Source organism: Bartonella sp. CR127HXZ, assembly GCF_042194555.1.
Taxonomy (GTDB): domain Bacteria; phylum Pseudomonadota; class Alphaproteobacteria; order Rhizobiales; family Rhizobiaceae; genus Bartonella; species Bartonella grahamii.
Window position 1 is genome coordinate 42306 of the sequence record NZ_JBHIMZ010000008.1, and the last position, 15467, is coordinate 57772.

The 15467-nt window shown below is 37.6% G+C and carries 10 protein-coding genes; 7 read left to right on the plus strand and 3 right to left on the minus strand.

Translation table 11 applies throughout. From position 1 onward, the window contains the following. Positions 1–561: 561 nt before the first annotated feature. Together gltA and gltX (ACFIKY_RS05935) are read right to left on the minus strand one after the other, a co-directional pair. On the minus strand, positions 562–1857 hold the full coding sequence (gene gltA / locus ACFIKY_RS05930) for a citrate synthase (protein WP_375636285.1): 1296 nt from the start codon (positions 1855–1857) through the stop codon (positions 562–564). Between the two features lie 263 nt (positions 1858–2120). Next, positions 2121–3551, minus strand: coding sequence for a glutamate--tRNA ligase (gltX, locus tag ACFIKY_RS05935; protein WP_375636287.1), 1431 nt, complete (start codon positions 3549–3551; stop codon positions 2121–2123). A gap of 112 nt (positions 3552–3663) precedes the next feature. Here gltX (ACFIKY_RS05935) and ACFIKY_RS05940 point away from each other — a divergent pair, with 112 nt between their 5' ends. The 7 genes from ACFIKY_RS05940 (at position 3664) to gltX (ACFIKY_RS05970) (ending at position 13997) form a co-directional block, all read left to right on the plus strand. Continuing rightward, a complete protein-coding gene (locus ACFIKY_RS05940) occupies positions 3664–5928 on the plus strand; it encodes a ComEC/Rec2 family competence protein (protein ID WP_375661544.1) in 2265 nt (754 codons plus the stop codon). A gap of 470 nt (positions 5929–6398) precedes the next feature. Continuing rightward, on the plus strand, positions 6399–7103 hold the full coding sequence (rpiA, locus tag ACFIKY_RS05945; RefSeq protein ID WP_375636290.1) for a ribose-5-phosphate isomerase RpiA: 705 nt from the start codon (positions 6399–6401) through the stop codon (positions 7101–7103). A gap of 111 nt (positions 7104–7214) precedes the next feature. Next, the gene (locus tag ACFIKY_RS05950; protein ID WP_375636292.1) at positions 7215–7784 is read left to right on the plus strand and encodes a DUF2059 domain-containing protein; all 570 of its coding nucleotides are present in this window, start codon (positions 7215–7217) and stop codon (positions 7782–7784) included. A 205-nt stretch (positions 7785–7989) separates the two neighbouring features. Further along, entirely contained in the window at positions 7990–9381 is a 1392-nt protein-coding gene (gor, locus tag ACFIKY_RS05955) for a glutathione-disulfide reductase (RefSeq protein WP_375636294.1), read from the plus strand. A gap of 68 nt (positions 9382–9449) precedes the next feature. Then, positions 9450–10829, plus strand: a complete 1380-nt coding sequence (locus ACFIKY_RS05960) for a class II 3-deoxy-7-phosphoheptulonate synthase (protein WP_375636296.1) — start codon at positions 9450–9452, stop codon at positions 10827–10829. 122 nt (positions 10830–10951) lie between these two features. After that, positions 10952–12613 carry an NAD+ synthase gene (locus tag ACFIKY_RS05965; RefSeq protein WP_375636298.1) on the plus strand — a complete coding sequence of 554 codons (1662 nt, stop codon included), beginning with the start codon at positions 10952–10954 and terminating at the stop codon, positions 12611–12613. A gap of 10 nt (positions 12614–12623) precedes the next feature. Further along, the gene (gene gltX, locus ACFIKY_RS05970; RefSeq protein WP_375636300.1) at positions 12624–13997 is read left to right on the plus strand and encodes a glutamate--tRNA ligase; all 1374 of its coding nucleotides are present in this window, start codon (positions 12624–12626) and stop codon (positions 13995–13997) included. 59 nt (positions 13998–14056) lie between these two features. Here the strand turns inward: gltX (ACFIKY_RS05970) and ACFIKY_RS05975 are convergent, their stop codons facing one another. Next, on the minus strand, positions 14057–15460 hold the full coding sequence (locus ACFIKY_RS05975) for a DEAD/DEAH box helicase (protein ID WP_375636301.1): 1404 nt from the start codon (positions 15458–15460) through the stop codon (positions 14057–14059). Between the last annotated feature and the right edge of the window lie 7 nt (positions 15461–15467).

Below are 15467 nucleotides of genomic sequence, written 5' to 3' on the forward strand. Positions count from 1 at the left end.
AAAATATAGGAAAGAAGTACACCTCTTGTTGATTATATGATGATTTTTAATAATTTTATTTAAAAATCAATAAGTTATATTTAAAAGGAAAACTATTAACTTAAATACAAAGAAAATTTCAGCTCTGAACAGGATAAAATGTAAAGTATTTTTATTCTAATCTACTTGAAAAGGGATAAGAATTTTTTGGCATTTTAAAGAAGCACTTAATGTAAGCCTTTTGCAATTTTATCTGGAGAAGATAGAAAGTAAAATTCTGACATTGCTAGATTTTAATATGTAATAAGGTTTTTAAACATGAGGGAATGACAGGGAATACACTTCCATTAAAGATAATGGGAATTATAAGGTAAAATTTTCAATTTCTTTTTGCTAAATGTTTGGCTAATTTGCAGAAGAGTATTCTCAATTTAAAACTTAGAATTTTTTAGTAAATTTTTATGATGATGTTACCTCTGTAGAAAGAGTTTTAAAATCACGTTTTATAAAAATTCTTAAAGGATATTTTTGGATTATTCTCAATAAAGCTTCAGTAAACTGAAGCTTTATTGATTTCTTTTTTTAATTTGCACGTTCATCTATAGGAACATAGTCACGCATAGCATGGCCTGTGTAGAGTTGTCGAGGACGACCAATTTTTTGTGCAGGGTCCTCAATCATTTCTTTCCATTGTGCTACCCACCCGACACTGCGCGCCAATGCAAAAAGAACAGTAAACATTTCAGTTGGAAAACCTAGAGCTTTTAATGTAATGCCGGAATAGAAATCAACATTGGGATAAAGCTTTTTCTCAATAAAATATTCATCACTTAAGGCAATTTTTTCAAGTTCTATTGCAATATCAAGAAGCGGGTCATCTTGAATGTTGAGTTCTTTTAAAACTTCATGACAGGTTTTTTGCATGATTTTTGCACGTGGGTCATAATTTTTATAGACACGGTGCCCAAAGCCCATAAGGCGGAAAGGATCATTTTTATCTTTTGCACGTGCAATAAATTCAGGAATTCTTTCAATAGAACCTATTTCTTGTAGCATTTTTAAACATGCTTCATTGGCACCACCATGTGCTGGTCCCCAAAGGCATGCAACACCTGCTGCAATACAGGCAAACGGATTAGCACCCGAGGATCCAGCAAGACGTACCGTAGATGTAGAAGCATTTTGTTCATGATCTGCATGAAGGATAAAGATTTGATCCATCGCCCGAGCAAGCACAGGGTTTGTTTTATATTCTTCACAAGGAACAGCAAAGCACATACGGAGGAAATTTGCAGCATAACTAAGATCATTACGTGGATAAACAAATGCTTGTCCGATACTGTATTTATAGGCCATAGCAGCAAGCGTTGGAACTTTTGAGATAAGACGAACAGAAGCAATCATTCTCTGGTGAGGATCTGTAATATCAATAGAGTCGTGATAGAACGCAGACATAGCGCCAAGGCAGGCAACCATGACGGCCATAGGATGAGAATCACGGCGGAAGCCATGGAAGAAGCGTGCAAACTGTTCGTGTACCATGGTATGCTGCATAATACATCGATCAAATTCATTTTTTTCTTGCTGTGTTGGGAGTTCACCATAAAGTAAAAGATAACAACTTTCGAGAAAGTCTCCTTTTTCAGCTAATTGATCAATAGGATAACCACGATAAAGCAATATGCCTTTATCACCGTCGATATAAGTAATTTTTGATTCACAAGAAGCTGTTGAAGTAAAACCAGGATCATAAGTAAAAATATCGGCTTTTTTGTAGAGAGAAGCAATTTCAATGACTTCAGGTCCACTCGTGCCTTTACGCAAGGGAAGCTCTACTTTTTTATCATTCACAATAATATATGCGTTATTCTCAGACATTCGGTATTCCTTTCAGATCCTTCACTGCTAAAAATTAAGACTCTGCTTCATCAGAGTGGGGGATGTATAACTGAAGCTTTTCTTACTTATATTTAATGGTAGATTGCCTCTAAAAGTGAGTACATGCAATCTAAAAATATTTCCTTATTGATCATTATTACTCAATAAAAAATGTATTTCAATGATATAACATAAAAAACTCTTCTAGGGCGCGTTGAGATATCTGTATAGATCCCTATTTGAGGAAATATACTCAGTACACATTATGAGCATATTGTTGTGATAAGTTGGTCCTTGATGCGATGAAGGGATTCATCGCGTCCTAATAAAATAAGAACATCCAAAACACCTGGTGATGTTGCAGATCCTGTAAGAGCTGCGCGAAGTGGTTGGGCAATAGATCCAAATTTGAGATTCTGTGTTTGTACACAAGAGCGAAGTGTTTCATCTAGGTTTTTTGTATCCCAAGAGGGGCAAGCTTTCAGGGCAAGATAAAGATCATTTAAAATGGTTCGTCCATTTTTATCTAAGAGCATTTGTGCTTTTTCATCAAGTTGTAAAGGTCGTTGCGTAAAAATGAAGGAGGCATTGTCAATCAGTTCGCACAGTGTTTTTGAACGTTCTTTCAAATGTGGGATTGCTTTTAAAAATTGAACACGGCGTTTTTCATCAAGTCTTTCAATAATTTGTGCTCCCCTATCGGTTTCTGGTAGAATATTAAGAGCGGCATCAAAAAGTTCTTGATCATTACTCATGCGCATATAATGTCCGTTGATGGAATCGAGCTTTTTGAGATCAAAACGAGCAGCACCTTTGTTAATATCCTCAATGTCAAACCAAGAAATCATATCTTTAAGCGACATCAGTTCGTCATCACCATGACTCCAACCTAAACGGACAAGGTAATTGCGCAAAGCAGCAGGAAGATATCCCATTGTTCGGTAGGCATCAACACCGAGTGCACCATGCCGCTTTGATAATTTTGCACCGTTTTCACCATGGATAAGAGGAATGTGTGCCATAACAGGAATATCCCATCCCATTGCCTTAAAGATGATCATTTGTCGGGCAGCATTGGTAAGATGATCATCCCCACGTATAATATGTGTGATGCCCATATCATGATCATCAACGACAACAGCATGCATATAAGTAGGCGAACCATCAGAACGCAAAATAATAAAGTCATCGAGATCTTTATTAGGAAAACGAACATCACCTTGAACACGATCATGTACAATCGTTTCTCCTTCTTCAGGGGCTTTGATGCGAATAACAGGCTTAACACCTTTAGGAGCTTCAGAACGATCACGGTCCCGCCAACGTCCATCATAACGTGGTGGGCGCCCTTCTGCACGGGCTTTTTCACGCATTTCAGCTAACTCCTCAGGTGAAGCATAACAATAATATGCTTTGCCGTCTTTGACCAACTGTTCGGCGATTTGTCGGTGACGTTCAGCACGTTCAAATTGCGAAATAGGGGTGCCATCATAACTAAGCCCCATCCAGTGTAAGCCATCTATAATAGCTTTTACAGCTGCTTCTGTTGAGCGCTCTCGGTCTGTATCTTCAATTCGTAAAAGCATTTTTCCACCGGTATGTTTTGCATAAAGCCAATTAAAAAGAGCAGTACGAGCGCCACCAATATGAAGGAAGCCAGTGGGTGAAGGGGCAAAACGAGTAATAACAGACACGAAATATTTTCCTTTAAACTGAGATATTACTTATAGAACTTTATAGAAAAATCATGTTAGCATAGGTGATGGGGTGTGCAATAGCCATATTGCGAGTTAAAGTGGGGGGCGGATGTTTTATCAAAGTAAAGTTAAAGAGGGTTTATCCGAAAAATCTGTTACAGAAAGAAAAAAGCCATGTCAAATAGGGCAGAGTATTTTTTCTAGATATGATGATGCAAAGAACGGCAGTTATAACCAACAAAAACTTTTTTTATTGACACTCTCAAAAGAAGTAATCATTCGTTTTCGCAAATGGCTAGAAGATTGTATCAATAAAGAAGTTTCTTTTGGTATCCTTTTTTCGCTGATTTTAATCTTTTTTGCTCTAGGAATCATTTTTTATTTTCATTTAGAGTGGGAGCCAAGTTGGGGACAATTGGGGGCGTTGGTCAGTATTTTTCTGGGAATATTCTATGTTGCACGTTTTTATCGAAAAATATGGATTCCCGTGGGATTTTTGTTTTGTATTATATTGGGTGTTTTGGCGGCAAAAATAGAAACGTGGCGTATTGCAACACCCATGTTAAGCAGTGACATCGTCACCACATTGACGGGAAGAATTGTTTCTATTGAGTTAGGCACCAAAGGGGGATTTCGTTTAGTTTTGGATGTTTTGAGTACAGAAAAGCCCATATTATGCCATAGTCTTCATCGTATTCGTTTATCGACAAGATATTTGCCATCTGGCTTAGCAATTGGTGATGGACTATATGGGAAAGTTAAGATTCGTGCATTTTCTGGGCCAGTGCGTCCAGGAGGCTACGACTTTAGTTTTCATAATTATTTTAAAAGAATTGGGGCACAAGGCGTTTATTTAGGAAAACCAAGAAAAATATCGGTTTCGCAGCCTGATGGAATATTCGCTATCATTCTACAGAAAATTGAAAATTTACGCACGAAGATGACACAAAGAATCCGTATAGCCCTTGAAGGAGAAAAGGGGAGTGTTGCTGCTGCTCTTATAACAGGGCAGCGTGCTGGCATTTCAAATGAGACAAATGAAGCATTACGTACGGCTGGATTAGCCCATATTTTATCAATATCCGGTTTACATATGGCGTTGTTAAGCGGCATAGTTCTTTTGAGTATCCGTAGTTTTTTAGCATTTTTTCCAGTTTTTTCTTCCTATTATTCCAGTAAAAAATTTGCTGCTATCGTTGCGTTTATGATAACAGCTTTTTATTTGTTATTGTCGGGCTTAGCAATATCAGCGCAAAGAAGTTTTGTGATGATTGCTGTTATGTTGGTTGCTATATTGTGTAATCGCTCTGCTATAACAATGCGTAATTTTTCTATTGCAGGGTTGATAACTCTGGCGATGACACCCCATGAAATATTAGGTCCTAGCTTTCAAATGTCCTTTTCTGCGACTGCTGCTTTGATCGCTTTTTTTGATTGGTGGAGTGGAAGATCATTTTTTCGTAAAAGAAAAACAACACCCTCTTATGTTGGAGGAGGAGTGATAAATTTTGCTTTCTTATCGATGCTTTCAACATGTGCTTCTTCCCTTGTTGCAGGGAGTGCAAGTGGAATTTATGCTGCGTATCATTTTTCTAATACGGCATCTTTGAGCATTATCAGTAATGCTTTTGCTTTGCCTGTCATTTCAATTTTCGTCATTCCTTTTGGATTAATTGCAGTCCTCGCAATGTTAGGAGGATTCGAATGGCTCCCCCTTCAAATTATGGGGTTTGGTGTTGATATTGTGATAAAGATTGCGCATGTTATCAAGGCTATTTCTCCTGATTTGAATCCTGGTTTTATGCCGTTATCTGCGTTGGTTTTATTGAGTATAGGCTTGGTTGGACTGACTTTTTGCAAAACACTCATCCGGCTCTTTTTTAGTTTGTTTATTTTGGCTGGTATTTCTATTTGCGTAATGCATTCACCTGTACAACTGATTATAGCAGATAATATGCGTCTCGTGGGCGTTATCCATGATAAAAAATTATATATTGATCGTTACCATATTTCTAAGTTCACGACATCCATATGGAAAAAGTCATTTCGTGTGAATGAAACGATTAAACCAACAAAATATGGTCCTTCGTTGCACGGACAATTTATTTGTGATTATCATGTATGTACGTCATTATTAGAGAATGGATTAAAAGTGGTTGTTTTACAGAGAGAAATAGATCAATGTGTAGAGGCAGATATTCTCATTCATACATTTGTAATGCGTAATCCAACATGTTATAAGAAGGCAAAAATAATATTTACGCCTCAACAATTGTTATCACGAGGAAGCGTTATGATGACCAAAGGTGGAGATATTATTTGGTCTTCGCTAGGGTTTCATAGACCATGGAATATGCACAGACAGCATTCATAAAAAATATAATCTATCATATTTTGCTTCACATTTGGATAATGACAAAACAAAAAATAATAGAAGACTCTTCTGATAAAATTTTGCGGTATTTAAATTAGTAAGTTTATCAAAGTTATTGAAACGAGATAATAATCTACAGTTTTCTAGAAATAGATGATTTTTATATCTGATCATTTTAAATTTTTCAAAAAAATTGATATGTGCATCCTATTGATAGCACAAGATAAATCAAAAATTCTTATTGAATGAGAAAAATGCTAATAAATTTTCTCAAAGAAATAAAAAAGATAATTGTTGATTATTCTATTTTATTCTTATCATATATTTCTATAACGAGTAACATCTCTCCAAGCAAAAGATGATGGTAAATTTAAATAGATTGCGTCAAGAGGTTATCTTTTATTATCATTATTATCGGTGGTAATAGGGGTGATAAATGCTGCTTATACGGATAAAAGGCAAAGTCATTCATGGATGTTCAGCAGTTAAAAAAAATGGCAGCTATTAAAGCGCTTGAATTTATTGAAGATGATATGCGGCTTGGTATTGGATCTGGTTCGACAGTCAATGAATTTATTCGTCTTCTTGGTGGGCGTGTTGCGGATGGTTTGCGAGTGACTGGTGTTGCTACTTCACGATATTCTGAACAACTCTGTCGTAAGTTTGGAGTGCCTGTTAGCACTTTAGAACAAATACCTGAACTGGATCTTGATATTGACGGAGCAGATGAAATTGGTCCTGAGATGATGCTCATTAAAGGTGGAGGGGGAGCATTGTTGTATGAAAAAATTGTAGCATCGGCATCTCGTGCAATGCTTGTCATTGCTGATGAAACAAAGGTGGTAAAACGACTTGGTGCTTTTGCACTACCAATTGAAGTTAATCCATTTGGTATCCATACAACATGCAGAGCCATCGAAAAAGTCGCTGAGGATTTAGGGCTTTCTGGAGAAATTGCATTGCGAATGAATGGAAAAAATCCTTTTGAAACAGATGGTGGCCATTTTATTCTTGATGCATTTTGGGGCTGCATTTTGCAACCAAAACCATTATCGGATGCACTTCTTGCCATTCCTGGTGTTGTTGAGCATGGACTTTTTTTGGGATTGGCTTCACGTGCAATTGTAGCTATGGCTGATGGTCAAACAAAAATTTTAGAATCTTTTGATTTTTAGAGAAGACAGTTTCATGACGATATGTTAGCACAATACAATAAATCAAAGAGTATTGAAATTTTGAATAAATAACGCATTTGAATTATAATTAATTATCGGGGTAATCATTAAATGAAAACAATATTTTCTTTTCAGCGTTTTGTCGTATATTTAGGTGTAGTTGCCGTTTTCGTTGTGAATATTGGAATGGCTTATGCACAAGGTGTGAGCGATCAGCATTTAGCTTCAGCTAGAAAGGCTATAAGTGCCATTCACGCAACGGATCAGTTTGATAGTTTTTTACCAAATGCGGTAGATGATCTTAAAACTGCACTGATGAGGGCTGATCCAAATTTGGCAGAGACTATTTCTGATATTGTTGATAAGCAGGCGCTTGCTTTAATTAAAAGGCGCTCTGATCTAGAAAAAGAGATTGCTCATGTATATGCAAAATATTTTACTCAAAAAGAGCTTGATGCAATAACGGCATTCTACAATTCTGATACCGGTAAAAAGTTTTTGACAGAGGTCCCCAATATCGCACGTGATTCTTATTCAGCATTTGATGCATGGCGTTCTGCGCTTATGCGGGATCTTGTAGAAAATGTGAAAAAAGAAATGTCTGAAACAGTTAATTTGAATAATTCTACTATGCCTACAAATATGCCTATAAAATCAGAATCTTCAGAAAATAAAAAATAGCTTGATTGATATCATGACAACCAATGGGCAATTTCTGATTTTTTAAATAGCGGCGGTTTTTCCGCCGTTTTTAATATTTTAATGAGAGTAGGTCTTTTTAGAATACGGCTTTATAAAAAAATGCTTCTTCAAAAGAAAAAAAGACTTTCATTTGATAATAAATGATCTTAGCCTATTCTTGCAGATACATAAGAAGGAATAATTCGTGGGCTCTTTTGACTTTGATTTATTTGTTATTGGAAGTGGTTCTGGTGGAGTACGTGCAGCACGGCTTGCTGGAGGACTTGGTAAGCGTGTTGCTATAGCAGAGGAATATCGTATAGGGGGTACTTGTGTTATTCGTGGTTGTGTTCCCAAAAAACTTTATGTTTATGCATCACAATATGTAAAAGAATTTAAGAAAAGTGTTGGTTTTGGGTGGAAATATGCGGATCCAATTTTTAGCTGGGAAAAGTTGGTTGCAGCTAAAAATAAAGAAATATCAAGGTTAGAAGGGCTGTATCGTAAGGGATTAGAAAATAACAATGTGCATATTTATGAAAGTCGTGCTACTTTTATAGATGATCACACATTAGAGCTTTCTGCCACGGGTGAGCGGGTAAGTGCGAAAAAGATTTTGATTGCAACAGGGGCAAAATTTGCACCAAATACTCCCATAGAAGGCGGTGGATTTTGCCTCACTTCTAATGAGATTTTTGACCTTGATCAACTCCCAAAATCGATAGTCATTGTTGGTGGAGGGTATATTGGTGTTGAATTTGCTAATATTTTTCATGAATTGGGGGTAAAAACAACGCTGCTCCATCGTGGTGATTTAATCCTTCGTGGTTTTGATCATGATTTGCGGCAATTGCTTAGCGATGCAATGATTGAAAAAGGGATTTCTATTCTCTATGGCGTAACAATTTCTAAAGTGCAGGCTGCAGAAAATTGTTATGAAGTTGTTTTATCAAATGGGCAAACGATCGGTGCCGATCAGATTATGTTGGCTACGGGGCGTGTACCAAATACAACAGGTTTAAGACTTGAGCGAGCAGGTGTTCAAGTGGATGAATTTGGTGCAGTTGTTGTTGATGAAAGAATGACAACGAATGTACCCCATATTTGGGCTGTTGGTGATGTAACAGGTCATATTCAATTAACACCTGTTGCGATTCATGATGCAATGTGTTTCGTGAAGACTGCGTTTGAGAATATTCCCACGACACCTGATTATGATTTAATTACGACGGCAGTTTTTTCTCAGCCAGAGATTGGAACAGTTGGTCTTTCAGAAGAAGATGCGGTACGTCGTTATAAGCGTCTTGAAATTTATCGTACAGTTTTTCGTCCTATGCGTAATGTTTTTTCTGATAGTTCAGAGAAAATGCTTATGAAACTCATTGTTGATGGTGAAAGCCGTATTGTTGTGGGCGCTCATATTTTAGGGGAAAACGCTGGTGAGATGGCACAGCTTATTGGGATAGCTCTCAAAGGAAAGCTGACGAAGGATATCTTTGATGAAACGATGGCAGTGCATCCAACGATGGCAGAAGAATTGGTAACGATGTATAAACCAAGTTATATATATGAAAATGGGAAGAAAATAGAAAGTTAAACAGCATATATTGCGGTAAAAAGCTTTTGATATGCCAATCTGTAAGATTAATCTTTAGAGAGAGTGTAATGATAAAAGAATGGGCACCTGACTCTTGGAGAACAAGGCCAATTAAACAAGTTCCGACTTATCCGGATAAGTCTATGTTAGAAGATGTTGAACGAAAACTGAGAAGTTATCCTCCTTTAGTTTTTGCCGGTGAAGCACGTGATTTAAAAAATGAATTAGCAGCTGTTGCAAAAGGACAAGCTTTTTTATTGCAAGGTGGTGATTGTGCCGAAAGCTTTGCAGAACATGAAGCTGATAATATCCGTGATTTTTTTCGTGTATTTTTGCAAATGGCAATTGTTTTAACCTTTGGTAGTTCTAAACCGGTTGTTAAAATTGGTCGTATTGCTGGTCAATTTGCAAAGCCCCGCTCTTCTGATATCGAAAGCAAAGAGGGAGTTGAATTTCCTGCTTATCGGGGGGATATTATTAATGGCATTGAGTTTGAAGCCGATTCTCGTATTCCAGATCCGCAACGGATGTCTATGGCTTACCGCCAATCTGCGGCAACACTTAATCTATTGCGTGCTTTTTCACAAGGTGGCTATGCTAATTTAGAAAATGTACACACATGGATGTTGAGTTTTGTTTCTAACAGTCCGCAGGGGGAACGTTATGAATTATTGGCAGAGCGTATTTCTGAAGCAATTGATTTTATGCGTTCTATAGGGATTACATCCAAAACACATTCTTCATTGCGTGAAACATCTTTTTATACCAGTCATGAAGCACTTTTGCTTGGTTATGAAGAGGCTTTGACTCGGATTGATTCAACTTCAGGAAATTGGTATGCAACATCCGGTCATATGTTATGGATTGGTGACCGTACACGTCAGATTGACCATGCTCACGTTGAATATTGTCGCGGCGTTAAAAATCCTATAGGATTAAAATGTGGTCCTTCCATTGAGTCTGATGAGCTTTTAAAATTAATTGATATTTTAAATCCAGAAAACGAGCTGGGGCGGCTTACTCTCATTACGCGTTTTGGGTATGATAAAGTTGAAAGTTATCTGCCTAAACTCATCCGTGCCGTTGAACGTGAGAAGCGTGCGGTTATATGGTCATGTGATCCAATGCATGGCAATACGATTACTGCCAATGGTTATAAGACGCGTCCCTTTGATTATGTTTTAAAAGAAGTAGAGAATTTTTTTGCAGTACATCGTGGAGAGGGAACTTATCCAGGAGGTATCCATATTGAGATGACAGGTCGTGATGTTACTGAATGTACAGGAGGGGCGCATGCTATTTCTGTAGACGATTTATCTGATCGTTATCATACGCAATGTGATCCACGGTTAAATGCAGATCAAGCGTTAGAATTGGCTTTTCTTGTTGCTGAACTCCTTAAAAAAAATCGTGTGACTGATTCGTTAGGAGTTGCTGCTGGTGGGTAGGAAAATTTTTCCTAATATACTTTTAGGTCATTATGGCAGAAGAGAATTTTTAAAAAGTGATATTTCCTGATGATGAAGAGTAAAGTTGTGGTTGCTAAACTGATGAAATGATACAAAGGCTTATGAAAAATGATTTTCGGGTATCAATTGCCCAATTAAATCCTATTGTTGGTGATATTGAGGGGAATTTTTCTTTAGCTGTCATGGCACATCAAAAGGCCAAAGAAGAGGGGGCTGATCTTGTTTTATTCACGGAACTTTTTATAAGCGCTTATCCGCCGGAAGATCTTGTTCTAAAACCTGCTTTTACAAAAACATGTGAAGAGACTGTTAAGAAATTAGCAAAGATAACCGTAGGCGGACCAGGAATTGTCATTGGTCTTCCATTAAGACGCAATGGCAATATTTACAACGGTGTCATGCTTCTTGATGAAGGGCGAGTCATTGCCGAAAGTTTGAAGTTTGATTTACCTAATTATGCTGAATTTGATGAAAAGCGTTTATTTTCTTCAGGCCCACGACCTGAGCCTCTTATCTATCGTGGGGTAGGACTAGGAATAGTGATTTGTGAAGATATTTGGAATGATTCTTCACTTTGTGCGGAGCTTGGTAATAAAGGAGCGGAAATTATTCTTGTCCTTAACGGATCTCCCTACTATCGTAATAAAACCTTAAAACGTATAGATGTTGTTCATACGCAAGCTCTACGATCTAGGGTACCAATTATTTATGCTAATCAAGTTGGAGGTCAAGATGAGCTCGTTTTTGATGGTGGGTCTTTTGCCTTGAATGGAGAAGGAAAAAAGATATTTCAAATGAAGCACTTTGATAGCCATATTGCTTTAAGCCATTGGCAAAAAATAACGACGGGATGGCACTGTATTTCAGGTCCTAATGAAAGTCTTCTCAATGGATTAGCGGCCGATTATCAAGCTTGTGTTTTAGGTTTGAGAGATTACGTTAATAAAAATCGCTTTAAGGATGTTATTCTTGGTCTTTCAGGAGGAATTGATTCAGCCCTGTGTGCGGCAATGGCGGTGGATGCTCTTGGCTCTGAGAGAGTTCGCACCATTATGATGCCTTATCACTATACTTCACAAGAATCGTTAAAAGATGCTAAAGAATGTGCACAACTTCTAGGATGTCATTATGAAATAATACCGATTGAGCAACCTGTTGAAGCTTTTTTAAAGACAATGGCGCCAGTTTTTCTAGGGTTACCCCCTGATATAACAGAAGAAAATCTTCAAAGTCGTATACGCGGTACACTTTTAATGGCTCTTTCAAATAAATTCGGTTCATTGGTGGTAACGACAGGCAATAAGTCGGAAATGGCTGTGGGATATGCGACACTGTATGGTGATATGAATGGCGGGTTTAATCCTCTTAAAGATATTTATAAAATGCAGGTTTATGCATTAGCTGAGTGGCGCAATAAAAATCACTTGCACAATTTGAGAGGACCAGAAGGGATTGTCATTCCATCCAATATTATAGAAAAAGCGCCTTCTGCAGAGCTGCGGGAAAATCAAAAAGATGAAGATTCTCTACCGCCTTATCCTATTCTAGATGATATCTTGCAATCTCTTGTAGAAAATGACATGAGTATTTGTGATATTATTAAACGTGGGTATTCACGGGAAACTGTTGAGAAAGTTGAACAGCTTCTTTATGGTGCCGAATATAAAAGACGACAATCTGCACTCGGTGTAAAAATCAGTTACAAGAGTTTCGGACGCGATCGTCGCTATCCCATAGTTAATCATTTTCGCGATAAAAATTGAGTATTATTTTATGGTTAAAGTTCGTTTTGCTCCCTCTCCAACAGGTTATATTCATATTGGCAATATCCGTATTGCGCTTTTCAATTGGCTTTATGCGCAAGCGCATAATGGAGCATTTATCTTGCGCTATGATGATACAGATGTTGAACGTTCTAAACAAGAATATATCGATGCTATTGCTGTTGACCTTGAATGGCTTGGTATTCAACCAGATGCAATTTATTACCAATCTAAGCGATTTAATCGATATGATGAAGTTGCGGAAATTCTCAAACAACGCGGGCTTCTTTATCCCTGTTATGAGACTGCAGAAGAATTAGAACGGCGTCGTAAAATCCAGCTTTCACGCAAATTGCCTCCTATTTATGACCGTGCAGCATTAAAATTGACAGCAGAAGAGAAAAAAAACTTTGAATCACAAGGTCGTAAACCCCATTGGCGTTTTCTTCTCCCTAATTTTGAAAATGATCCTCTACAAACAAAGCGAACAGCAGTTTGTTGGAATGATGCAGTAAAGGGAAAGCAGACGATTGATTTGGCTTCTCTTTCAGATCCTGTTCTCATTCGTGAAGATGGAAGCTATCTTTATACATTGCCGTCTGTTGTTGATGATGTAGATATGGCTATTACGCATATTATTCGTGGGGATGATCATATTACAAATACAGGCGCTCAAATTGCTCTTTTTAAAGCTCTTAATGCAGAATTACCGGTTTTTGGTCATATCAATTTATTGGCGACAGTTTTAGGAAAAGGACTTTCAAAACGTAACAATGATCTTTCTATTCGTTCTCTACGGGAAGAAGGATTTGAATCTATAGCTGTTCAATGCCTTGCCGTTTTGATTGGGACATCGCAAAATGTGCATCCCTATCCCAATCAAGCAGCGCTTTTAGAGCATTTTAATCTCCAAGATACGTCAAGATCCGTTGCAAAATTTGATATTGCTGATCTTCTTGCTTTGAATAGTCATCTTGTCCATGAGTTAAACTATGAGGAAGTAAAAATGCGCCTTAAAAAACTTTCTATTGAGGGAGATAAGGCGGAATATTTCTGGAACGCGATAAGAAGTAATATTAATAAAGTCAATGATGCTGTTTTGTGGTGGAAAATCATTCATGATGAACAGAATTTTGATACAGTGGCACTAGAGGATCGTGCTTTTGTGCGCCAATCACTCGATTTCTTACCTGAAGGTGCTTTGAATGAGGAAAGTTGGAAAATTTGGACAACAGAATTAAAAGAAAAAACAGGACGTAGTGGGAAAGCTTTGTTTATGCCATTACGTCAGGCACTTACTGGGATGGATCATGGACCTGAAATGGGAAAAATTTTGCCGCTCTTGGGACGTGAAAAGGTAGCAGAAAGACTCTCTAGGAAATAAGAGCGGCTTTTTTAAAAGCATTTCGTTCATTTTACTCTTAAAGAGAGTAAAGAACGGGTTTATTTACACGTTTTTATAAGCATGAAAGCAGGAATATCATCACCAAATCCAAGGGGCGTGTAATTCTTATTTTTTCGTGGGCGTTGTTGCTCAGATGGCTTCTCTTTATTATTTGCATTTTTGATATATTCTGTTTTATTCTCTTCTACAGATTTTTTAGTGTGAGCAACAGGCTCTTTTTGAGCAGTTTTCTTTGATGATTTTGAAGATTTTTTCTTTACAACAATATCTTCTGTTTGATCATCGGCTATTAAAGTTGAGAGATCTCCATTGAGCCATTCAATTTTTTCATTACTCATTTCCTCAATGGCATTGATATATTTTTGATCAGCTTTTGTGACAATTGTAAAAGCTTTTCCGCTACGATTTGCACGCCCTGTACGACCAATTCGATGGATATAGTCTTCAGCATGTGTAGGAACATCATAGTTAAATACATGACTTACAGCTGGGATATCAAGTCCACGGGCGGCAACATCAGATGCAACAAGAAGTGTGAGTTTATTGTCTTTAAAATCGGCCAATGTGCTCATGCGCGAGTATTGGTCCATATCTCCATGAAGTGCACCTACACTAAAATTATGCCTGACGAGAGATCTAAAAAGTTCAGAGATATCTCTTTTTCGATTACAGAAAATAATAGCGTTTTGAAGCTCAGCACCTTCATTATGAATAAGTTCTCGCAAAACAGCTCTTTTATCCCATGACTTACTTCCAGATTTGACGAGCCGTTGTGTAATTGTGGTTGCGGTTGAGGATGCTTTTGTAACTTCAACAGATACAGGAGAATGTAAAAATTGTTTCGTTAGTTTTGTAATTTCTGGCGCCATTGTTGCAGAAAAGAACAAAGTTTGACGCGTAAAAGGAGTTAGCTTACAGATGCGTTCAATATCAGGAATAAAGCCCATATCCAACATGCGATCCGCTTCATCAATAACAAGGATTTCAACGCCCATCAGGAGCAGTTTACCGCGCTCGCAATGATCAAGAAGGCGCCCTGGTGTTGCGATAAGAACATCAGCTCCCCGTTCAAGTTTGCGATCTTGGAGTTCAAAAGAAACTCCACCAATCAAAAGAGCAACATTTAAACGATGATTTATTCCGTATTTATCGAAATTTTCTTCAACTTGAGCTGCAATTTCCCGTGTTGGTTCTAAGATGAGCGTACGGGGCATTCGTGCTCTTGCACGACCTTTTTCAAGGAGAGTGAGCATAGGCAATACGAAAGAAGCGGTTTTACCTGTTCCCGTTTGGGCGATTCCTAAAACGTCTTTTCTTTGAAGGACATGCGGAATTGTTTCACTTTGAATAGGTGTTGGAGTTGTATATCCCGCTGATTTCACCGCATTAATAACCTTTGCGGAAAGACCTAAATCATCAAAACTGTTTAAAGATGGTATCATTTTTTTA

Excerpts from the sequence above, each read along its gene's own strand:
- gltA (WP_375636285.1), bottom strand. The coding sequence starts at position 1,857 with ATGTCTGAGAATAACGCATATATTATTGTGAATGATAAAAAAGTAGAG.
- ACFIKY_RS05940 (WP_375661544.1), top strand. The coding sequence starts at position 3,664 with ATGTTTTATCAAAGTAAAGTTAAAGAGGGTTTATCCGAAAAATCTGTT.
- rpiA (WP_375636290.1), top strand. The coding sequence starts at position 6,399 with ATGGATGTTCAGCAGTTAAAAAAAATGGCAGCTATTAAAGCGCTTGAA.
- ACFIKY_RS05950 (WP_375636292.1), top strand. The coding sequence starts at position 7,215 with ATGAAAACAATATTTTCTTTTCAGCGTTTTGTCGTATATTTAGGTGTA.
- ACFIKY_RS05960 (WP_375636296.1), top strand. The coding sequence starts at position 9,450 with ATGATAAAAGAATGGGCACCTGACTCTTGGAGAACAAGGCCAATTAAA.
- ACFIKY_RS05965 (WP_375636298.1), top strand. The coding sequence starts at position 10,952 with ATGAAAAATGATTTTCGGGTATCAATTGCCCAATTAAATCCTATTGTT.
- gltX (WP_375636300.1), top strand. The coding sequence starts at position 12,624 with ATGGTTAAAGTTCGTTTTGCTCCCTCTCCAACAGGTTATATTCATATT.
- ACFIKY_RS05975 (WP_375636301.1), bottom strand. The coding sequence starts at position 15,460 with ATGATACCATCTTTAAACAGTTTTGATGATTTAGGTCTTTCCGCAAAG.